Source organism: Allomuricauda sp. TY007 (assembly GCF_010468565.1).
Classification (GTDB): domain Bacteria; phylum Bacteroidota; class Bacteroidia; order Flavobacteriales; family Flavobacteriaceae; genus Flagellimonas.
Genome location: NZ_WUEG01000005.1, coordinates 104653 through 125057 on the forward strand (window position 1 = coordinate 104653; position 20405 = coordinate 125057).

The 20405-nt window shown below is 41.8% G+C and carries 21 protein-coding genes and 1 other RNA gene; 6 read left to right on the forward strand and 16 right to left on the reverse strand.

The genetic code is table 11. The features are described from left to right. Nucleotides 1-17 precede the first annotated feature (17 nt). Genes GO009_RS07250 through GO009_RS07260 form a run of 3 tightly spaced genes read left to right on the forward strand, consistent with a single transcriptional unit; the run spans nucleotide 18 to nucleotide 2109 of the window. Nucleotides 18-755, forward strand: coding sequence for a hypothetical protein (locus GO009_RS07250; protein WP_163625541.1), 738 nt, complete (start codon nucleotides 18-20; stop codon nucleotides 753-755). 56 nt (nucleotides 756-811) lie between these two features. Beyond that, the gene (locus GO009_RS07255) at nucleotides 812-1570 is read left to right on the forward strand and encodes a DUF3822 family protein (protein ID WP_239057409.1); all 759 of its coding nucleotides are present in this window, start codon (nucleotides 812-814) and stop codon (nucleotides 1568-1570) included. Further along, nucleotides 1570-2109 (forward strand): RsmD family RNA methyltransferase, encoded by a 540-nt coding sequence (locus GO009_RS07260; RefSeq protein WP_163625542.1) that lies wholly within the window; start codon nucleotides 1570-1572, stop codon nucleotides 2107-2109. Before GO009_RS07255 ends, GO009_RS07260 begins: the two co-directional genes overlap by 1 nt. On the opposite strand, the gene rnpB is transcribed toward GO009_RS07260, so the two are convergent. Then, nucleotides 2105-2406, reverse strand: an RNA gene (rnpB, locus tag GO009_RS07265) — RNase P RNA component class A. The two genes, GO009_RS07260 and rnpB, sit on opposite strands and share 5 nt — an antisense overlap. Nucleotides 2407-2453: 47 nt before the next feature. Between rnpB and GO009_RS07270 the strand changes: the two genes are divergently transcribed. After that, nucleotides 2454-4286: a DNA polymerase III subunit gamma/tau gene (locus GO009_RS07270; protein ID WP_239057410.1), complete on the forward strand. Its 1833-nt coding sequence runs from the start codon at nucleotides 2454-2456 to the stop codon at nucleotides 4284-4286. Here GO009_RS07270 and GO009_RS07275 read toward each other — a convergent pair. Genes GO009_RS07275 through GO009_RS07305 form a run of 7 tightly spaced genes read right to left on the reverse strand, consistent with a single transcriptional unit; the run spans nucleotide 4275 to nucleotide 11027 of the window. Then, the gene (locus tag GO009_RS07275; protein WP_163625543.1) at nucleotides 4275-4637 is read right to left on the reverse strand and encodes a transmembrane 220 family protein; all 363 of its coding nucleotides are present in this window, start codon (nucleotides 4635-4637) and stop codon (nucleotides 4275-4277) included. The two genes, GO009_RS07270 and GO009_RS07275, sit on opposite strands and share 12 nt — an antisense overlap. Nucleotides 4638-4639: 2 nt before the next feature. Continuing rightward, entirely contained in the window at nucleotides 4640-6013 is a 1374-nt protein-coding gene (locus tag GO009_RS07280; protein ID WP_163625544.1) for an alkaline phosphatase family protein, read from the reverse strand. Continuing rightward, nucleotides 6010-7200 carry a metabolite traffic protein EboE gene (gene eboE / locus GO009_RS07285; protein WP_163625545.1) on the reverse strand — a complete coding sequence of 397 codons (1191 nt, stop codon included), beginning with the start codon at nucleotides 7198-7200 and terminating at the stop codon, nucleotides 6010-6012. The genes GO009_RS07280 and eboE overlap by 4 nt, the downstream gene beginning before the upstream one ends. Beyond that, nucleotides 7197-8366 carry a 3-dehydroquinate synthase gene (locus GO009_RS07290; protein WP_163625546.1) on the reverse strand — a complete coding sequence of 390 codons (1170 nt, stop codon included), beginning with the start codon at nucleotides 8364-8366 and terminating at the stop codon, nucleotides 7197-7199. The genes eboE and GO009_RS07290 overlap by 4 nt, the downstream gene beginning before the upstream one ends. A gap of 3 nt (nucleotides 8367-8369) precedes the next feature. Next, nucleotides 8370-9269 carry a UbiA-like protein EboC gene (gene eboC, locus GO009_RS07295; protein WP_163625547.1) on the reverse strand — a complete coding sequence of 300 codons (900 nt, stop codon included), beginning with the start codon at nucleotides 9267-9269 and terminating at the stop codon, nucleotides 8370-8372. Then, a complete protein-coding gene (locus GO009_RS07300) occupies nucleotides 9269-10177 on the reverse strand; it encodes a TatD family hydrolase (protein WP_163625548.1) in 909 nt (302 codons plus the stop codon). The genes eboC and GO009_RS07300 overlap by 1 nt, the downstream gene beginning before the upstream one ends. Before the next feature lie 4 nt (nucleotides 10178-10181). After that, complete coding sequence (locus GO009_RS07305) at nucleotides 10182-11027, reverse strand: EboA domain-containing protein (protein WP_163625549.1); 846 nt, start codon at nucleotides 11025-11027, stop codon at nucleotides 10182-10184. Nucleotides 11028-11124: 97 nt separating this feature from the next. Between GO009_RS07305 and GO009_RS07310 the strand changes: the two genes are divergently transcribed. Beyond that, complete coding sequence (locus GO009_RS07310; protein WP_163625550.1) at nucleotides 11125-11706, forward strand: tRNA-(ms[2]io[6]A)-hydroxylase; 582 nt, start codon at nucleotides 11125-11127, stop codon at nucleotides 11704-11706. Here GO009_RS07310 and ppk1 read toward each other — a convergent pair. The 8 genes from ppk1 to rpsA all read right to left on the reverse strand — a co-directional run bounded on the left by ppk1 (nucleotide 11703) and on the right by rpsA (nucleotide 19657). Beyond that, a complete protein-coding gene (gene ppk1, locus GO009_RS07315) occupies nucleotides 11703-13778 on the reverse strand; it encodes a polyphosphate kinase 1 (RefSeq protein WP_163625551.1) in 2076 nt (691 codons plus the stop codon). The genes GO009_RS07310 and ppk1 overlap by 4 nt on opposite strands. Further along, nucleotides 13779-14267 carry a histidine phosphatase family protein gene (locus GO009_RS07320; RefSeq protein WP_163625552.1) on the reverse strand — a complete coding sequence of 163 codons (489 nt, stop codon included), beginning with the start codon at nucleotides 14265-14267 and terminating at the stop codon, nucleotides 13779-13781. A gap of 13 nt (nucleotides 14268-14280) precedes the next feature. After that, a complete protein-coding gene (gene pdxH / locus GO009_RS07325) occupies nucleotides 14281-14928 on the reverse strand; it encodes a pyridoxamine 5'-phosphate oxidase (protein ID WP_163625553.1) in 648 nt (215 codons plus the stop codon). Between the two features lie 65 nt (nucleotides 14929-14993). Continuing rightward, nucleotides 14994-15905, reverse strand: a complete 912-nt coding sequence (locus tag GO009_RS07330) for a ribonuclease Z (RefSeq protein ID WP_163625554.1) — start codon at nucleotides 15903-15905, stop codon at nucleotides 14994-14996. Next, a complete protein-coding gene (locus tag GO009_RS07335; RefSeq protein WP_163625555.1) occupies nucleotides 15902-16234 on the reverse strand; it encodes a ribonuclease Z in 333 nt (110 codons plus the stop codon). The genes GO009_RS07330 and GO009_RS07335 overlap by 4 nt, the downstream gene beginning before the upstream one ends. Nucleotides 16235-16237: 3 nt before the next feature. Then, nucleotides 16238-17164: an aspartate carbamoyltransferase catalytic subunit gene (locus GO009_RS07340; RefSeq protein WP_163625556.1), complete on the reverse strand. Its 927-nt coding sequence runs from the start codon at nucleotides 17162-17164 to the stop codon at nucleotides 16238-16240. A 6-nt stretch (nucleotides 17165-17170) separates the two neighbouring features. Then, nucleotides 17171-17707 carry a bifunctional pyr operon transcriptional regulator/uracil phosphoribosyltransferase PyrR gene (pyrR, locus tag GO009_RS07345; protein WP_163625557.1) on the reverse strand — a complete coding sequence of 179 codons (537 nt, stop codon included), beginning with the start codon at nucleotides 17705-17707 and terminating at the stop codon, nucleotides 17171-17173. A gap of 114 nt (nucleotides 17708-17821) precedes the next feature. Continuing rightward, the gene (gene rpsA / locus GO009_RS07350; RefSeq protein WP_163625558.1) at nucleotides 17822-19657 is read right to left on the reverse strand and encodes a 30S ribosomal protein S1; all 1836 of its coding nucleotides are present in this window, start codon (nucleotides 19655-19657) and stop codon (nucleotides 17822-17824) included. Between the two features lie 257 nt (nucleotides 19658-19914). On the opposite strand from rpsA, the gene GO009_RS07355 reads away from it, so the two are divergent. Then, a complete protein-coding gene (locus tag GO009_RS07355; protein ID WP_163625559.1) occupies nucleotides 19915-20295 on the forward strand; it encodes a LysM peptidoglycan-binding domain-containing protein in 381 nt (126 codons plus the stop codon). Nucleotides 20296-20405: the final 110 nt, after the last annotated feature.

Consider the following 20405-nt stretch of genomic DNA (forward strand, 5'->3'; position numbering starts at 1 on the left):
GAAAGACAGTATCAGATATGTTAAACTTAATTCTTATTGTTGTATTAATATGCCTTGTGACCATAGGGCTTGTTTTCGTTATTGATAGATTTTTACCTCAAAAAGTAAAGCCCGTTTTAATAATTCTATTTGGAATCCTGAGCATTTACCTTGGCTATAAAATATATCATTCCATAAACGCTCCTATTGAGTTTAACAAGGTAAGAAATGAAAGATTTGCCAAAGTAATCAACAAGTTAAAGGACATTAGAGACTCGCAAGAAGCTTACAAAACAGTAAATGGAAAATACGCCAACGATTTTGAAAGCTTGATCAAATTCATCGACACCGGCAACTATACCATTACTACACAGCGCGACTCCTCTTTTATGAGGTATGATAGGGTATACCAAATTGAAATGCAACAGGATACCATTATTATTGACACTTTGGGTACTGTTAAGGTAAAAGATTCCCTTTTTGGAGCAGATGACCGTTACAAAACAATGATGAACGTTCCCTACGCCCAGAACGATGAAAAGTTTGAAATGAAGGCCGACATTATCGACAAAAGCGGATATAAAGCCCCAGTATTCGAAGCCAAGGTCAAGAAAAGTGTAGTGCTTTACGATCAACCAGAAGACTTGGTGGAAAAGGAAAATTCTTACCAGAGTGTTGAAGAAGTTAATGGTTCGGAAATAAAGGTTGGCTCCTTGACCGATGTTAGTACCAATGGAAACTGGCCACCTATATACGATAGGAAAAAGATAAATTAGCTATAGTACCGAACGATACAAATAGCGCCCATAGAAAACTGTCCATTCAAGCTGGCTTGAATGGACTTTCTTTTTGTGCACTGGATACCATTACCAATAAAATCTTAGCCTTTGAAAGGGTGAATTTCCAAACACAGCTCACCCCCTACCTGATGCTAAAGGAATTAAAAGAAAAACTAAGTAAGCAGGGCGGGATTGGAAGAAACTTTTCCGAAGTAATGGTCGTCCACAAAAACAATATGTTCGGTTTGGTACCAAAGCCACTTTTTAACAAAGAAGAGCTGCCCAACTACCTAAAATTCAACGCCAAGATCATGGCAAACGACCTTATTGCATACGATGAGGTTCCCAACCAAGAAATTATGAACGTTTACATTCCCTACACCAATGTAAACAACTATATTTTTGAGCTTTTTGGGGAGTTTGAATTTAAGCATAGCGGTACCGTTCTCATCAACACCCTGTTGAACCAAAACAGAACTACTTCGGAACCGATTTGCTATGTACAGGTATCCGAACGCGAGATGGAAATGATGGTGATGTCCGATAAAAAATTGCTCTTCTACAACCAGTTCGAGTACAAGAACAAAGAAGATTTCCTATACTATCTGTTGTTCAGTTTGGAGCAATTACAAATGGATTTGGAAAAAATTCAGCTTAAACTCTTCGGAGCTATTGAAGAGGGAGACCCTATCTACGACCTCTGCTACCAATACATAAAAAATGTTTCCGTTTTTGCGCCCAGCAATCCTTCCTTTCCTATGGATCAATTGGAAAACGAGAGCATAGACTTTTCCATTTTAAGCTCTCTTTAATGCGCATTATTTCAGGAAAATACAAGGGCAAAAGATTGACTGCCCCAAAAAAACTACCTGTTCGTCCCACAACGGACATGGCCAAGGAAGCCTTGTTCAACATCTTGAACAATCGCTTTTATTTTGACGAGCTCAAAGTGCTGGACCTATTTTCGGGAACAGGGAACATTAGTTTTGAATTTGCTTCGCGGGGTACGCAAAAGATAACAGCCGTAGATGGCCACCAAGGTTGTGTGCGATACATCTCCAAAACGGCACAGGAACTGGATTTTACTATCAACACGGTGAAATCCGACGTGTTCAAGTTTTTGCAAAAAACACCGGAAAAGTTCGACCTCATTTTTGCAGACCCACCTTATGATTTTGATACCGAACAATTTTTAAACAGTGCCAATCTGGTATTTGAACAAGAGTTATTGCTGGATGATGGGCTTTTGATCATTGAACATTCCGACCAAACCAATCTATCCCAACATCCAAAATTTTCGGGGCAACGAAAATATGGGGGTAGTATCTTCAGTTTTTTTGAAGTAGAATAAAAGCAGGCCATAAGCCGGATTCTGTATACCCTTATCATTTATCTAGACAAATGGTTGCCCAAGTGTTCCAACCGCCTACCCTCCAACTCGGGCGTGCAGCCCTCAAACATTGGTTTACATGACGTTTCACCGCATAGAGTTTGCCGATTTCACTACAGCCGAACTGTACTTGCTTTCTGTTGCACTGGTCCTCGCCTCACGGCGGACGGGCGTTACCCGCTATGCCGCACTATGGTGTCCGGACTTTCCTCTCCAAGCATAGTTGCCCATACTTGCAGCGATAAGGTGGCCTGCTATTTGCAAAGGTAATCCAATTGTTAATAAAAAACGGGTTAACTGTGCACATGCAGGCAACTTTGCCCGTTCCTATTTTTATATTTGTAGTAATTCTATTTTTCCCAGCATTGGAACCATTTATAGTATCAGCTAGAAAATATAGACCCCAGACATTCAAGGATGTTGTGGGCCAGTCGTCCATTACCAATACCCTGTTGAATGCCATTGAGCACAACCATTTGGCACAAGCCCTGTTGTTCTGTGGTCCAAGAGGTGTAGGTAAAACCACCTGTGCCCGTATTTTGGCCAAAAAAATAAACCAAGATGGCACTGAAAGGGAAGATGAGGATTTTGCCTTCAATATTTTTGAATTGGATGCAGCCTCCAATAACTCTGTGGACGACATTCGTAGTTTGATAGATCAAGTACGGATTCCACCTCAAACTGGAAAGTACAAGGTTTACATTATAGATGAGGTCCACATGCTCTCCCAATCTGCCTTCAATGCTTTTTTGAAGACCCTGGAAGAACCTCCAAAACACGCCATATTTATCTTGGCAACCACGGAGAAGCACAAAATAATCCCGACCATTCTATCCCGATGCCAAATTTTTGATTTTAAGCGCATCACGGTAAAGGATGCCTCGGAATACCTAAAACATATAGCAGAGCAACAAGGTATTGAAGCTGAAGAAAGTGCATTGCACATCATCGCACAAAAGGCAGATGGCGCCATGCGGGATGCATTGTCCATTTTTGACCGTGTGGTAAGTTTCTCTGGGAAAGAATTGACGAGAAAGGCCGTAACGGAAAACCTCAATGTTCTCGATTACGATATCTATTTCTCGGCCACGGATTTGATTTTGGAGAACAACATACCGGAGCTCTTGGTACTTTTTAACAAGACCTTGTCGCTCGGATTTGACGGTCACCATTTTATTACTGGATTGGCCTCACACTTTAGGGATTTGATGGTTTGTCAACACCCCGATACCTTGAACCTCTTGGAAGTAGGTGAAGATGTAACGCAACAATATCAGGAACAATCCAAAAAGGCATCAAAACAATTTCTATTAAAAGCCATAGACCTGGCAAACGATTGTGACCTGCAGTACAAATCCAGTAAAAACCAGCGGCTGCTCGTCGAGCTCACCCTCATGAAGTTAGCGTCCATCACTTTTGATGGAGAAAAAAAAAACTCTAGTTCCATAATACCTGCTTCTTATTTTGCAGGAAAAACAATTACATCCAACGGTACAAAGCCACCCCACAGTAATGGCACTCCTGCCCCACCAAAAGAAGATAACCGAGCAACCGAGCAACCCTCCTCCCCAAAAGAACCCGTAAATAATGCTCCTGAACCAAAAGAAGCGGCAAAGGAACAGCTAAGTGAGCCAAAGGAGCCTTATCAACCCAAAAAAATTGAAATTAAGACTTCAGAAAAACGGGTTTCCGGACTTTCTTTATCGAGTATTAAGGTTAAAAAGGCACATGAGAATACCAAAGCACCTAGCATAGACGAAAAAGATTTGCCCAAAGATCCTTTTGAAGAGAAAGAGATGCAGCAGCATTGGGACGATTTTGTCCACCAATTGGAGAAACAGGGCCGAAAAATTTTGGCCAGTAATCTCCAGACCGATGTTCCCAAACTCAAAAATGAAAATACCATTTGGATAGAGCTTCCCAACGGCACCATGAAAAAGGAAATAGAACGGGAACAAAGCTTGATGCTAGACTACCTTAAGCAAAAATTGAACAACTATTCCATTTCTCTTTACATTACCGTTAATGAGGAGGTAGCCAAAAAGTTTGCCTTTACTCCAGAAGAGAAGTATGAAAAACTAAGAGAGAAAAACCCAAATTTGGATTTGCTCAGAAAAGAGTTTGATCTAGACTTTTGATTTATTCATAAACCGCGTTCTCAATCCATACACCAACATCACTACCGCGGCAATCAAAGAGCCTAATGATTCCCTTCCCTCTTCAATATTTACGGTTTTCATTCCTTGGTCCAACCGAACACCTTCATAGGTTTCTGGCCAATACATAAAGAACAGCACCAAAAAGAAAATCGTAAGCAAAAAATAGATGACAGGCTTAAGCTTCTTCAATAGAAAAAGTATTGATGCCACCGCAGCGGCCAAATAAATCAGCATCCATTTTATAGCATCTGGATCATTGAACTGTACTGCTATGGCATAGCCGAACAAGAGCGTGAAAACTACCGCGAAAATCTTGAAAAACGTTTCCATATTTATTGAATTAGATGATTTTTTAGCACTCCATAAACTTCTGTGGCAAGTAATTCTTCTTCGGGCAGATTGCTTACACTATTGGTCACTAGAATGGGCCAATCCTCCCTGTCTTCCGGAATTCTTCCATGAGATCCTTTCACCAATTCAGCCTTTAAGGGAATCACATCCATTACAGTTCTAAAGCCCAACTTCTTTTTTAAAAGTTTCCACATTACTCTAGGTACAACAAGCTTATCTGCAGGGTCGGTAAACATTTCAACGGGGTCGTAACCCGGTTTTTTGTGTATGTCCACCATTCTGGCATAATCGGGTGCCACGGTATCATCTTCCCAAAAATAATAGGTGAACCAGCTATCCTTGTCCGCCACAAGCACAAAATCGCCCGCTCGCTCGTGATCTATGTGATGATTTTCCCTTTCGCTCTTCGGAATAACCTCTTCCACCCCCGGAATTGTTTTTAAGTATTCATAAAGTTTGTCGTAGTCAACGGAATCTTTTGCATAAACATGCGCTATTTGATGGTCGGCAACCGCAAAAGCTTTGCTTGCGCCTGCATCCAAAAGTTCCAAGCCTCGCTCTACTCTAATACCCAAATACCCTTCTTTTCGTAAGTGTCGGTTAATGTGGATAGGGTTGGACACGTTGGTGATGCCATACTCGGACAACAAAACAATATTGGCCGATTGTCCCTCGTAATATTCCACCAAATCCTTGACCACAGCATCAATTTCCTTTAAATCCTTCTGCAGAACATCGAAATTCAGTCCATGGCGTTGGGTGTTATAATCCAAGTGGGGCAAATAAACCAAAGTCAAGGTCGGATTGTTTTCCTTATCCATTTCCATCGTGGCATCGGCAATCCACCTACTGGATGCTATGGATGTTTTGGGGCCCCAGAATTTGAACAACGGAAACGTTCCCAATTTCGCCTGAAGCTTATCCCTTAACTCAGCCGGATAGGTATAAATGTCCGGAATCTTTCTACCGTCAGCCAGATAATTGGGGCGTGGTGTGGCACTAAAATCCGCAGTACTGTACATATTGTACCACCAAAACATGTTGGCGCACGTAAATTCTGGGTTCAACGCTTTTAGCTCATCCCAAATTTTATTGGACTGCACCAAAGGATTTCCCTGCCGCCAAAACTTCACCTCCAACTCTTCCTTGAAGAACCATCCATTGCCCACAATTCCATGTTCTGTTGGCCACTTGCCTGTAAGATAGGTGCTTTGGGCCGAACAGGTAACAGCAGGTAAAACTGGTTTAATCACGCTGCCCTTTCCTTTTTCCAGAAAAGTTTTTATAAATGGGGTGTGCTCACCTATCAATCTATTGGTAAGTCCAACTATGTTGATTACAACGGTCTTCTTCATTTTAATCTTGATTTCATCCAGTCCAATTCCCGTGCAATAGACTCTGTAATCGGCACCTTTAGTTCATTGGGCAAAACATCCCACGTATAGGTTTCCACCTCAATATGATTGCTGACAAAATTACCCTTCAAATAGTCCAAAACCTTCTCAATCTGGTCTTGTGTGGATTGAAGCAACCCATAATCTTTTAAAAATATGGGCACGTGAAAATGGGAGCGCAACTCTTTAAAAGGCTTCCTTTTTTCCAAAACAATGGGTAAATCGTTATATATTTTCACTTTTCCATCCACCAATTCCGTAACCTGATGCAAATACACGGGCTCGTTGAATTGGGCCAAAGTGTTCCACAACTCCTCTTCCTTATCGCTGTCATACATTATTTTGAGGGCTGCACTCACTTGAATCTTACCTACATAAATGTTGGCTGCCTTAAACTTTTCAAAGGTTAAATTTGGAGCTTCGTATGCCAATGCGAAATGACACACATCATAACATACCGAAATATACCGCTTGAGCAACTTTTCAACCTCATCCTCATGGAGTTGGAGTGACTTAAAAGCTTTGATGGCTTCGGGAATCAGATATGTGTCAAAATAATCCAGTACTTCTTGGGTATTCTCCAAAAACCCGTCAGGTTCCGGCTCCACATCCAAATGCATGTATCTGCCCGTTGTCTTTTCAATTTGGTACAATTCAAGCGCGACCTTGACCATATTTTCAGCTCCTTTGGCAAAGGCCTGTTGCTTTTCAGACTCACCGTCAAACCAATGCTTATAGGAAACGGGGGATGTAGAAATACCGCATTCCATGCCTTCCGGGGCCAAAAAGTCCAATTGTTTGAACAATCGTAAGGTATACGTCAACCGCTCATGTGTGGTCCAATCAGGTACGTGAACCTGGTCTTTTACAGGTTCTCCATGGAAATTCCCGTAGGGAAATCCATTCATCGTAAAAACGTAACAGTCATTTTCGGATAGCCAATCTTTGAAACCCTGAAGCTGCCCATTGTCCAGTTCCAAACTGGCCGTGTTGCCCAATCGAAGCCCCAAACCAAACGCCTTGTTTGGAGAAACGGATTTCTTAATTTTTGGTAAATGTTGCTTTAGGCTGGTAAAGGTTTCTTCCCAATCTCCACCTGCGTGGATATTGGTGCAATAGGTCAGGTGATATTTGTCCTTGATCCTCATAAAGAGTTTTGCGGTTTGTACATAAAGCTTCGCACTGCTTTTTCCATTAATTCATAATCGATACTGTGGACATCGGTTTTGGCCCCTATATTGGGAATTAAGGGAATGGTGAGTTCGCCTCCCAAATGCTCCCGGAACTCTTCAATCCCGTTGAGGAGCTCTTTGATTTCCGCATCTTTTTCCAAAGGAACCTCCAAGTTAAAGCCTACTTTTTTCATGACCGATAGCACTCGCTCCAAATCATCTTGCAACACACCGACCAAACTGGCGTAGACCATATCAATGGCCATACCTATCGCCACGGCTTCACCGTGTCTGAGGCTGTACCCTGTCATATATTCCAACTTGTGGGCGGACCAATGCCCAAAATCCAAAGGCCGCGAAGAGCCGCTCTCAAAAGGGTCTCCACCCTCGGCTATGTGTTCCATGTGCAATTCTGCGCAACGGTGAATCAGATAGGCCATGGGCTCCATTTCCCGGTTGGCGAGTGCTTCTGCATTGGATTCGATGTATTCAAAGAATTTTTTGTCCTTTATCAAGGCAACTTTGATTGCTTCTGCTATTCCTGCTATCCAATCTCTTTGTTCCAAGGTTTTTAAGAATTCCAAGTCGTTGATGATGGCGTAGGGAACTGAAAAGGTGCCCAGAAAGTTTTTCTTATCAAAAGCATTTACACTGTTCTTCACACCTACCGCAGCATCATTTTGTGCCAAAACGGTGGTTGGAATTCGGATAAGCTTCACACCTCTGTGAGCAATAGTGGCGGCATAACCCACCATATCAACCACTGCCCCACCTCCAATGACCACTACAAATGAATGTCGGCAAATAGCATTATTATTGATGGCTTCAAGACATTTGTTAACACTGGATTGGTCTTTTTTGCTCTGTTCCCCACCTGGAACGGCGATAAGATCAGTAAATTGGATTTGATTCTTGAAGTGATTGCAATATTCTTCGATTTCCCTTCCTAGATTCGGATGATGGTCCAATACTCCTTGATCTAGCACGAAAAGACATTTGATAGCATGGTTTGGACGATAGTCGGCCAACACATTTTTGAACAAAGGATTCCCAACCGCAAATAAATGCTGGGTAAAAAGCAATTGATATGTATACCGTACTTGAAACTCTTGTCGAATCGTAGGTAGCGTAATTTTATTCATAAGCTAGGTAACTGCAAATTGTTTGGCCAAATACATGGATAATGGCAACAGTAAGAGCGTCAACACTCCAATAATTAGATTGGCATGCGCAACAGCCATAGCGGCATCCAGCAATATAATGGACAGCACACCGGACTTTACAGCCTTCTTTATATTTTCTGGTGTATTATGTTGATATGCCCTGATCAAAGGTTTGAAAACCATAAAAGCAAAAAGTCCCAAAAACAATAGATACCAAAGGTCGCCATTTGCATACACTTGATGCAAATAAAACACGCCCGACAATACTGTAACGTACAACAAACCCGCTAGCAGTATATTGCCCTTGTTCTTTCCGTGCACCTCTCCCCTGCTGATCATGGTTACAGCAAAAATAAATACGATGGGAACCAAAACATAGGGCCAGTTTTCCATTGAATTCAGCAAAGATATACCCATCAAAAGGTTGAGTCCCCTACAAATACCCATATTGAGAGGGCCAAAGAAAGCATGGTGCTTTGCAAATTTGTTATAGGACAAAATGGCCAAAGCCAAAAAAATGGAAATGATACCGCTATTGACATTGACCAAAAAAGCAAAGTAGATTCCCACCAAGAGCAAACCAAAGCCAAAAGACCTTGCTTTGCCCAAAGGAACTATCCCACTTGGAATAGGTCTTTCTGGTCGCTCCACTTTATCAATTGCAATATCAAAAACATCGTTGAGCACTACTCCGCCAGCATATAAAAACACAGAGGCCAATATCAACATCAAAAATGGAAACAAATCCACTGTTGGTATTGCAAATGTCCCTATTCCAGCAAATAGACCCGATATGGAGATACCTGCCAAAATATCGGCTGCAGCGGTAGGTAAATTGGGAGGCCTACACAGTTGGAGATATGCCTTTACACGTGGCCCCATTAAACAATTTTGTTATCCTCTACCTTTGGCTCCTGACCGCGCAAAACACTATTGTCATTAAATAGCTTTCGTTGATCAATGGCCTCCGGGTTCAACCAGTGTTCCTCTTTCATTTTTCCAGATCTGCCGAAAAAGTCCAAGGCATTTTGATAACAAGTCTTTACCACATCTTCACGAGCAATTCCACTTTCCAGCATCAGGTTTGCCGTTTTCGGAACGGCCAACGGATCACTCACACCCCAATCGGCAGAGCTATCCACAATAATATTGTCGCTACCGAATTTTTTCACCACTTCCACCATTCTTTGGTTGCCCATTTTAGTTTTGGGGTAGATGGTAAATGCCGCTGTAAATCCTCGGTCCAAAACATCCTTAACGGTCTCTTCGTTGTTGTGATCTATCACCACCATTCCCGGGTCTATGCCGTGTTCCAGACAAACTTCCATACTTTTAATTGTGCCCGCCTTTTTATCCCTATGCGGGGTATGCACTTGGACCATCATGTTAAAAGCCTTGGCCAACTCCAATTGCTCCCGAAAAAAACGGTCCTCGGCCTCGGTTTGATCATCATAACCAATCTCGCCAATGGCCACCACATTTTCTTTGTGCAGATACAGGGGCAACAATTCCATCACCTCTTCGGCCAAGGGCACATTGTTGGCTTCTTTTGAGTTCAGTCCGATGGTGCAATAGTGTTTTATCCCAAATTGTGAGGCCCTGAACGGCTCCCAGCCCACGAGGCTGCTAAAATAGTCTTGAAATGAGCCCACCTGAGTCCTAGGCTGACCCAACCAAAACGATGGTTCTATCAAAGCCACAACACCAGCCGCTGCCATGGCCTCATAATCATCGGTGGTCCTTGAGGTCATGTGGACGTGTGGGTCTATTATCATTATTTTATCATCCATGATATTATAAATTTTTCCAGGTTATATCACCCTTTTCTACTTTTTGCAGATGGGTTTTGTATATGTCTAGTAATTTTCTTGCTTTTTCGGAGTTGGAATTAAAGCAGACCAAAGTGGCCGCTTTTTGCTCCCTTTCTTCATCACTTTTGAACAAACGCTCAATGTCATCGACCAAGTTGCCTTCCAAAAAATTGGATACGGGTCTCCAAAACATAGGGTCCACATCTCTTGATGCCGCCCATCTTTCGTGTGCATAATCAGATATGATCCGTGCCAAATCCTTGTTGGCCATTTTTTCAACCTCAGGTATTTTTTTTAAATCTTGCTGCATAAAAGCAGCTTTTAGGTACATTTGGTTCCACTCTGCCGTAGTAAAATATTGGGATGGATAGGGATTATATTGGGATATGGCATTAAAAACCGTGGCAATATTGGTCCGTAATGCCTCCACCGCAGCAAATTTGAAATTTTCTGGTTCGGGCAGCAAGACCAGGTATTTTAGAAAAGTTTCCAATTCGGTTTTATCCGCAACCTGAATCAATTGCTGTACGGGCTGTAAAAATTCATCCCCTGCTTCGAGGGCAGAAGAAAGTATAAAAATTCTGGAAATCTCCAAGGTGGATGCCCTTTGTGTTTCCAAGTAAGTTTTCCATGCAAAATCCTGTGTACCAAAATCAGCAATGTGCGTATTTTGGATTTTGGAAGTACACAGGCTGTAGGTCATGTACAGATCCTTTTTGCTTTTGGCTTTTGAGACTTGCGTTACAGCACCTGTCAACCATTGGAATTCTAATTCATTTAAATTTAATTTCAGAATATCGGAGAGATAATCTTTAGAGGTTTTGGCCATAAGATATAGACTAGAATCTGTTGGTTTTACAAATATAACGAGGGTCCGACGAATTTATTTAATCCTGTCGGATTATCTTTGCGGAAAAATACACATCATGTTAGGCTTAAAATTACCAACCGACCCAAGATGGGTAAACATTGTTGAAAAGAACATCGAAGAGATTCTGACGGATCATGCGTATTGCGAGCAAAAAGCAGCCAGCACTGCCATTTCGTTGATTATTGGCTTTCCGGAAAAGTCGGAATTGGTAAAGGAGATGACCGCTCTTGCCCGTGAAGAAATGGGGCATTTTAACATGGTGCACGATAAAATAGTAAAGCGCGGCTGGGTCTTGGGCCGCGAACGCAAGGATGAATATGTTATCGAGTTGATGAAATTCTTCCCAAAAGGCGGCAGCAGGGAAACCCACTTGGTCCACAAACTCTTGTATGCTGCTTTGATCGAAGCCCGCAGTTGTGAACGTTTTAGATTACTTTCTGAAGAAATAGCCGACAAAGAGTTATCCGAGTTCTATCGAAATCTTATGGTAAGCGAAGCCAACCACTACACCATGTTCCTAAAGTTTGCCCGCAAATACGGCAAAAAAGAGGAGGTAGATCAAAAATGGGAAGCCCTCTTGGAGTACGAGGCCCAATTAATGAAAGACCTCGGTAAAAGGGAAACCATGCATGGTTAAATCTCCAACTTGCTTTTATAGTAATCGTACATCTTGAACTGTGATCGTAGTTCGGGCTCTCCTTTTGTACGTTTTCTATAAGCATTGTCCTGCTTTGCCGAAAACACACGTGCCTTGGAGTTGTCCCTCCAAGAAATCTCAAAAGTATCGAGCAATTCCTGTCTAATATCGGGGTCGTAAATGGGACAGCCCACCTCTACCCTAAAGTCCAGGTTGCGCGTCATCCAGTCCGCTGATGAAATATAGATTTTCGGGTCGCCATCATTGCCAAAAATGAACAATCTCGGGTGTTCCAAAAACTTGTCCACCACACTTATTGCCTCTATGTTCTCGCTCATACCTTCCACACCGGGAATCAAGCAGCAAATTCCCCGAACAATCATCTGTATCTTAACTCCTGCCCTGCTGGCCTCGTATAATTTGTCCACCATCTTGTAAGAAGTAAGGCTGTTCATCTTTATTTTGATGTAAGCCTCTTTTCCTGCCTTGGCCAAAGCAATTTCCTTATCGATCAACTTCATAAAAGTTGATTTGGTGTAATGCGGGGATACTATCAAGTGCTTGTACTTATTGATTTTGTAGTTGGTCTCAAAGAAACCGAACACTTTGTTCATATCCTTCAAAATACCTTGATGAGCCGTAAACAGGGTATAATCCGTATAAATCTTTGCTGTTGATTCGTTAAAGTTGCCGGTACTTATAAAACCGTATCTTTTAATACCTTCTTCCTCCTCGCGCTCTACCAAGCAAATTTTGCTGTGCACTTTTAAACCTGGAACACCAAAAATAAGGTTTACCCCTTCGTCTTGTAAATGATTGGCATATTCAATATTGTTCTGCTCATCGAACCGTGCCTGTAATTCTATTTGAACCGTTACCTGTTTTCCGTTTTTAACCGCATTGACCAAAGCATTTGCAATCTGACTGTCACTGGCCAATCGGTATATGGTAATTTTTATGCTGCGTACCTGTGGATCCAGTGCTGCCTCCCTTAAAAATTTGGTCACATAACTAAAGGTATGATAGGGAGCATAGATCATATAATCTTTATGGGCGATCATGTCCAACAAACTTCCTTTCATGCTGAGGCCTTTTACGGGTAAGGGCTCTATTATATCGTACATAAGGTCGTGTCTCCCCAAGCTCGGGAAGCCCATATAATCCCTTCTGTTATGATAACGGCCACCTGGAATCACACTATCCGTGCCCATAATGTCCATTTTTTCCTTTAGGAATTGGAGCGTGTCCTTATCTATACTTTTATCGTAGACAAAACGTACAGGATCACTTATTTTTCGATGCTCTACGCTAGATGAAATCTTCTCAATAAAACTTTTACTCAGATCGTTGTCTATATCCAGTTCCGCATCTCGGGTAATCTTGATCATGTGGGCCGAAATGGATTCAAACTCGAACATGGTAAACACACTGTCCAAGCAAAAACGAATCAAATCATCCAATATGATGACATAGTTCTTGTCTCCCTCTTTCGGCAATACCACAAAACGGTCTATTCCTTTGGGTATCTCGATAAGAGCATATCGGTTGTGCCTTCCCATTACGGAACCGTTTTTCATCACGATCTTGACCGCCAAATAGGCAGCCGTATCCTTCAACAATGGAAACTCGGTAAGGTCGTTCAAGATGATGGTCATCAACTCTTGGTTCACCTTTTTGAAAAAATAGTCCCGAATAAATTCGGCTTGGCTTTCATTTACTTCGGTTTCCCGGATAATAAAAATATTTTCTTGTCGAAGTTCTTTATCAATTTGTTTAAAAATCTCCAAACTACGTGCCTGCTGATCTATTACAATTTTGGTGATCTCTTCCAAAAGATCTTTGGCCCTTTCTCCCCCTAAGACACTTTTACCGGTTTTTCCTGCATCTACAATGCGTTTTACCGTGGCATAACGCACCTTGAAGAATTCGTCCAAGTTATTGCTGAAAATCCCTAAAAACCGTAGTCGGTCAATCAATGGGACTCTATGGTCTTTGCTTTCCTGCAATACCCTTGCATTAAATTGCAACCAACTGATTTCCCTATTTATATACTCGTTCTTTGTTTTTATCATCTATTTTTTCAAGTGTTTTGGAAAGACCATTTGCTTTGTGGTTCCTTTTGCAATTTTGGACCAATCGTCCACACCAAATGTAATGTGGACCAATCCAGCCGTGGGAACGTTCTCAATATACTGATCTCCCCAAGTATTTGCAAGCGAGGTGAAGGCATAATTATGCCCGAATATTGCAACGGTGGCCAAACTATTGTCGAGCTTTTTCACAAATTGCTCTACACTGTTGCCCGAAAAATCGTAAAGTGCATTGGTGACATTAAATTTTGAAAGATCAAATTCAAGGTTCCTCACAAAAATCATACTGGTGTGCAAGGCCCTATTGGCGGGACTCGAATATATAAAATCGATTGAAGGGGCTTTCAAACCAAAGGTTTTGGCAACCAAATGGGCATCGTTTATACCTCTTTGTTTTAAGGGTCTGTCCTTGTCGGAGACATCGTAATCCCATGAGGATTTCCCATGTCTCATTAATATCAATTGTTTCATCTTTTTTTGGAATTTATGGTGCCAATCGCTCTATTTTCCAATCAAAATCTTCCTGCAGGGAGTATCTAATTCTATCATGTAACCTATTGGGACGTCCCTGCCAAAACTCAATAGTAATAGGTCTTACGAGATACCCTCCCCAATACTCAGGCCTGGGCACTTCCTTGTTTTCATATTTCTGTTGGAGTTTTTTCAACTTATCCTCCAAATATTCGCGGGACGGAACTACCTCGCTTTGGTCAGAAACAATAGCACCTAGTTTACTGCCATGAGGTCGGGATTCAAAGTATCCATCAGAAAGATTTTCAGCTATTTTTTCAGCTTTTCCTTTTATGATAACCTGACGTTCCATATTGGGCCAAAAAAAAGATAGGCAAACCGATGGATTTGCTTCAATGGCCCTGCCTTTTTCACTTTGATAATTGGTGTAGAAAATAAAACCTTCGAAAGTGAATTTTTTCATTAAAACTACCCTGCTTTTCGGAAATCCATCCAATCCAATGGTAGAAATCGTCATGGCATTGGGTTCGTCCACCCCTTCTGAAGCTTCTACCTCATAAAACCACTTCTGAAATTGCTCCAATGGGTTTTGTCTTATGGAAGCCTCGGTCAGCTCACTTTTTTCGTAAGTTTTTCTGTAATTTCCCAAGTCTTTTTGCATGATGTGAAGTTCGGCAAAAATAGGGTCTCCTCAAAGTAAGGGGTCTGTAAAAGTTTTGTAATTTTTCAGCTGCCAAAGTCGAACACCTTGCCATCATCCGCTAGTTCCACAACAGGAAAAACTTCTTCGGCCTCCTTTTTAAATAGTTCGATGGATTTGTAGCGCGTGGAATAATGGCCCAATATCAGCAACTTGGCATTGGCTTTTTTAGCGATTTGTGCGGCCTGCCTGGATGTGGAATGTTTTGTTTTCTCACAAAGGTGGATTTCTGATTCCAAAAAAGTGGATTCGTGGTACAGCACCTTCACATCTTTGATAATGGGCACAATGGCCTCATTATGGACCGTATCGCTGCAAAAAGCGTAGCTTTTAGGTTCGGGTGGGTCCAAAGTGAGCCTCTTATTGGGCACTTTGTTTCCTGATGCATCCAATCCATCAATCCCTTTTTTAATATTGTTGAACTGGCTCTTATCTATGCCATACTTTCTGACCGCTTCAATGTTGAGGGTCCTCGGTGATTCTTTCTCTTGAAACAAAAAACCATTGGTGTATACCCTATGGATCAATGGAATTGTTCGGACGGTGACTTTTTCATCCTCAAAAACCAGTTCGGATTCTTTGGATTCCAATTCGTGGAACAATAAGGGATAATTGGTCCAAGAATCCCCTAATTTTAAGAATAAGGTAATGGCCTCTTTGATGCCCTTTGGACCATAAATGTGCAGTTCCTTGCCCCTGCCCAACAACCTAAAGGTGGAAATTAGCCCAGGTAAACCAAAAAAATGATCCCCATGTAGGTGTGAGATAAAAATGTGGTTGATCCTAGAAAACTTGATCTTATACCTTCTAAGCTGAACTTGGGTTCCCTCACCACAATCAATTAAAAAAAGGTGGTTTTTTATCTCTAACACCTGTGAAGTAGGGTTGGTAAATGTTCGTGGCGTAGCGGCATAGCACCCAAGTACGGTCAATTTCATATACCCAGGTCGCGTTCTATTTCTTCCATTTCGATAAGGTCCTTGGCCTCTTGCAGGGTAGGTACTACGCTTATCTCTTCAGGAATCTCGTCGTAGTTTAACTTATCGGTCACCAAAACAAATGACCTACCAGAACCTTTGTGGGTGTTTGAAATGTCCAAAAACTCCAATAAATCGCCAATTTTTAAGGTATTGAAAGAAAAAAGGTTGACAACGATATTGTCGTGCTTGAGTTTTGGGTATGCTTTGTTCAGGTTTTCCAAAAACCCGGAAAGTGTTGTCTTTTCCTGAAAAACAATCGTTGTTGTTCCGTCTTTGTCGAAAATCATCTCTTACTTAATTTTTGATGCCAATAGGTAAAGTACGGCCATACGCACTGCCACTCCGTTTTCTACCTGATGCAATATAATGGATTGGTCGGAATCTGCTACATCGCTTGTAATTTCAACACCACGGTTTATAGGGCCCGGGTGCATGATCACAATTTGTTTGTCCAAACTGTTCAGCAGTTCCTTGTTGACCCCGAATTGTTGGGTGTACTCACGTGTGGATGGAAAGTAACTGATATCCATCCGCTCGTTCTGCACACGGAGCATGTTGGCCACATCGCACCATTCCAAGGCTTTTTTCAAATTGGTCTCCACACCTACTCCCAAAGATTCAATATGCTTTGGAATCAATGTTTTTGGACCACAAACTTTTACGTTGGCCCCTTGTAGTTTAAGTGCAAAAATATTGGAGAGGGCCACACGGGAATGTAGGATATCCCCAACAATAACAACATTCTTACCTCCTACATCGCCCAGTTTTTCACGGATTGAAAAGGAATCCAATAATGCCTGTGTTGGATGTTCGTGGGCACCGTCACCTGCATTTACAATGGATGCCTTTACATGCTGTGACAAAAAGATTCCCGCTCCAGGGTTGGGGTGTCGCATCACCACCATGTCCACCTTCATGGACAGAATATTGTTTACGGTATCGATAAGGGTTTCACCCTTTTTTACCGAGGATTGCCCTGCCGAAAAGTTCACCACATCGGCAGATAGCCGTTTTTCTGCCAGCTCAAAAGAGAGTTTTGTACGGGTACTATTCTCAAAAAAGATATTGGCAATGGTGATATCGCGAAGGGTGGGTACTTTTTTAATGGAACGGTTGATTACTTCCTTAAAATGATCTGCCGTTTCAAAAATAAGCGATATATCCTTTTTGTTCAGATACTTTATTCCCAACAAGTGGTTTACACTTAACTCGCTCATTCCCTTTTATTTGCTTACTAAATACACTTTATCTTCACCGTCATTCTCTTGCCACATTACCTTTACTTTCTCTTTGTTGATGGCATCCACTTGCCTGCCCCTATACGTTGGCTGTATGGGCAAATGCCTGCTAAAACGTCGATCTATCAATGTCAAAAGTTCAATATTGCTTGGCCTACCGAAGGATTGGATGGCCGTTAGTGCCGCCCTGATGCTTCTTCCTGTATAAAGCACATCATCAATGAACACCACTTTTTTGTCCTCCACCAAAAAATTCATTTGTGTGGTATTGGCCTTGAGGATTTCCCCCCGTCCAAAATCGTCCCTAAAAAATGTGATATCCAAAAAACCAAGGTCTATATGTTTGATCTTGTATTCCTTTTTGAGAATCTTTACCAATCTTTCTGCCAAAAAAACACCTCTGGGCTGAATACCGATCAATGCGGTATCCTTGAAATCCAAATGATTTTCCATTAGCTGACAGGCCAACCGGTGCAGTATGATGTTGATTTCCTTTGAAGTAAGCAGAACTTTTTGACTCATATACTATGTGCGACCAACTCGGTTGAATACAAAAGTAAGCAATTCTTTAAATTTTCGGGACATAAAAAAGCCCCGTCTGTTTCCAGCGGGGCTTTGTATCATTGAAAAGTCCGATTATTTTTTCTTGGAATCAGCTTCCATTTTGTCTTTCAATGCTTGTAATGCTGAGTTGGCATCTCCAAGGGTCGGAGCAGCTTCATCGCTAGATGCGGCTCTTTTCTTGGCTGCAGCCTTCACATTTCTATCTTCTTGCTCTCTAAAGATTGCAGTGTGGCTGGCCACAACTCTCTTGAAATCTTTGTTGAACTCGATGATCTTGAATTCGGCCTCTTCTCCTTTTACAAGTTTCTTGCCGTCTTCTTTTTCCATGTGACGTTGTGGAACAAAACCAACGATATCCTCGTTGAAGTTGATAGTTGCTCCTTTGTCAACAACCTCTGCAATTGCAGCTTTGTGAATTGTTCCTTCAGCAAACTCCTCGGAGTACTTGTCCCAAGGGTTTTCTGTGGTCTGCTTGTGACCAAGGCTCAATTTGCGTCCTTCCACGTCCAATTCCAATACCTCTACTTCCAAAGTATCACCTACGGTAACAAACTCGGATGGGTGCTTGATTTTCTTGGTCCAAGAAAGGTCGGAGATATAAATCAAACCGTCGATTCCTTCTTCCAACTCTACGAATACACCAAAGTTGGTAAAGTTTCTAACGATTCCTTTGTGACGTGATCCCACAGGATATTTAGAGGTAATATCGGTCCATGGGTCTGGAGTCAATTGCTTGATACCCAACGACATTTTACGATCTTCTCTATCCAAGGTCAGCACAACAGCTTCAACCTCATCACCTACGTTTACGAAATCCTGGGCAGACCTAAGGTGAGTGCTCCAAGACATTTCAGAAACGTGGATCAAACCTTCAACACCTTCGGCAACTTCGATAAATGCACCGTAATCTGCGATTACAACTACTTTACCTTTTACTTTGTCACCTACTTTGATTTCATCACCAAGGGCATCCCATGGGTGTTTCTCCAATTGCTTAAGACCCAATTGGATTCTTGACTTGTTATCGTCGAAGTCCAAGATAACCACGTTCAATTTCTGGTCTAGCTCCACAACCTCGTTCGGGTGGTTGATTCTGCTCCAAGAAAGGTCGGTAATGTGCACCAATCCATCCACACCTCCAAGGTCGATAAATACCCCGTATGATGTGATGTTCTTCACGATACCTTCCAATACTTGACCTTTTTCCAATTGGCCGATAATCTCTTTTTTCTGCTCTTCGATGTCCGCTTCGATCAAAGCTTTGTGCGATACCACTACGTTCTTGAACTCGTGGTTGATCTTCACTACTTTGAACTCCATGGTCTTACCTACATACTGATCGTAATCACGGATAGGCTTCACATCAATTTGAGAACCTGGCAAGAACGCCTCGATTCCGAATACGTCCACGATCATACCACCTTTGGTACGGCATTTAACGAATCCAGTAACGATTTCTTCTTTATCGTGTGCGTTGTTGACACGCTCCCACGCTTTTATGGTTCTTGCTTTTCTGTGTGACAATACCAACTGACCGGTCTTGTCTTCACGGATATCTATAAGTACCTCAACTTTATCACCAACTTTTAGGTCGGGATTGTAGCGGAACTCATTCAAGGAAATCACACCTTCGGACTTTGCGTTGATGTCAATGATAGCCTCACGGTCTGTCATGTGAACTACTTTTCCTTCAACTACTTCCTCGTCGGCAGTGTCCACAAAGTTTTCCTCTACAAGTGTTTCAAATTCCTTGAGCTTCGTATCGTCCACTCGCTCAATTCCTTCTTCGTACTTGTCCCAATCAAAATTCTCAAGAAATTCCTGAGGATCTTGTTTGGGTTCTGTTTCTTTTACTTCTGGTGCTGCGGCAGTTTCTTCTACCTCAACGTTTTGTTTTTCTTCAGCCATGCTGCTGATCAAAATTTGTATTCCACGTTTTACAAGAGCCAAACAATTACCGCGGAAGTGGTTTTTAAAATGATTTTCTTAATTCCCTTTTCTCTTGCCTCCTTGCCAAAAGGGGTGCAAAAATACAATTAAATTATTGATATACAAAGTCTACAAGCAAGGTTTACACAAAAAAAGTATTACAATTATTTAATAGTAAAATTTGAACATATTAACTATCTTGAGAATTCTAATTGTTAACTGTAAAAAATCGAATTATGAGTGTAAAAGCAAAATATCAACCTGTATTGGATCTAGGTGAAAAATTGAATGTGAAAAATGGCGATGTAAATGTTGAAGGCGATATCTTAAAAATAAAGGGAATGACCAAGACCCAATATGAGAAGAACCTTTTATGGGACAAGATCAAGGAAATTGGAGGTGAGAAGCCATCGGACATTAAGGCCAATATTACTGTGGAAGACGAATCCGTTTACCACAGACATACGGTGAAGAGCGGGGAATCCTTGAGCAAAATTGCGAAGCATTACTATGGCGACCCAATGAAGTACACCAAAATTTTTGATGCGAACACCAATATTTTAAAGGACCCGAACGTAATCCACCCCGATCAGGTGTTGGTGATTCCGAATTTGTAAAAACATCGTCAGTTCGAGCATTTCCGTGGCGTTCGATTGACTAAGTTATAGAAAAAGGCGCCCAAAGAGCGCCTTTTCTATTTTTGGGGTTTTCCACAATCATTTAAAAC

Coding starts and splice junctions, on each gene's coding strand:
- GO009_RS07250 (WP_163625541.1), top strand. CDS start 18: ATGTTAAACTTAATTCTTATTGTTGTATTAATATGCCTTGTGACCATA.
- GO009_RS07260 (WP_163625542.1), top strand. CDS start 1,570: ATGCGCATTATTTCAGGAAAATACAAGGGCAAAAGATTGACTGCCCCA.
- GO009_RS07270 (WP_239057410.1), top strand. CDS start 2,454: ATGCAGGCAACTTTGCCCGTTCCTATTTTTATATTTGTAGTAATTCTA.
- GO009_RS07275 (WP_163625543.1), bottom strand. CDS start 4,637: ATGGAAACGTTTTTCAAGATTTTCGCGGTAGTTTTCACGCTCTTGTTC.
- GO009_RS07280 (WP_163625544.1), bottom strand. CDS start 6,013: ATGAAGAAGACCGTTGTAATCAACATAGTTGGACTTACCAATAGATTG.
- eboE (WP_163625545.1), bottom strand. CDS start 7,200: ATGAGGATCAAGGACAAATATCACCTGACCTATTGCACCAATATCCAC.
- GO009_RS07290 (WP_163625546.1), bottom strand. CDS start 8,366: ATGAATAAAATTACGCTACCTACGATTCGACAAGAGTTTCAAGTACGG.
- eboC (WP_163625547.1), bottom strand. CDS start 9,269: ATGGGGCCACGTGTAAAGGCATATCTCCAACTGTGTAGGCCTCCCAAT.
- GO009_RS07300 (WP_163625548.1), bottom strand. CDS start 10,177: ATGGATGATAAAATAATGATAATAGACCCACACGTCCACATGACCTCA.
- GO009_RS07305 (WP_163625549.1), bottom strand. CDS start 11,027: ATGGCCAAAACCTCTAAAGATTATCTCTCCGATATTCTGAAATTAAAT.
- GO009_RS07310 (WP_163625550.1), top strand. CDS start 11,125: ATGTTAGGCTTAAAATTACCAACCGACCCAAGATGGGTAAACATTGTT.
- ppk1 (WP_163625551.1), bottom strand. CDS start 13,778: ATGATAAAAACAAAGAACGAGTATATAAATAGGGAAATCAGTTGGTTG.
- GO009_RS07320 (WP_163625552.1), bottom strand. CDS start 14,267: ATGAAACAATTGATATTAATGAGACATGGGAAATCCTCATGGGATTAC.
- pdxH (WP_163625553.1), bottom strand. CDS start 14,928: ATGCAAAAAGACTTGGGAAATTACAGAAAAACTTACGAAAAAAGTGAG.
- GO009_RS07330 (WP_163625554.1), bottom strand. CDS start 15,905: ATGAAATTGACCGTACTTGGGTGCTATGCCGCTACGCCACGAACATTT.
- GO009_RS07335 (WP_163625555.1), bottom strand. CDS start 16,234: ATGATTTTCGACAAAGACGGAACAACAACGATTGTTTTTCAGGAAAAG.
- GO009_RS07340 (WP_163625556.1), bottom strand. CDS start 17,164: ATGAGCGAGTTAAGTGTAAACCACTTGTTGGGAATAAAGTATCTGAAC.
- pyrR (WP_163625557.1), bottom strand. CDS start 17,707: ATGAGTCAAAAAGTTCTGCTTACTTCAAAGGAAATCAACATCATACTG.
- rpsA (WP_163625558.1), bottom strand. CDS start 19,657: ATGGCTGAAGAAAAACAAAACGTTGAGGTAGAAGAAACTGCCGCAGCA.
- GO009_RS07355 (WP_163625559.1), top strand. CDS start 19,915: ATGAGTGTAAAAGCAAAATATCAACCTGTATTGGATCTAGGTGAAAAA.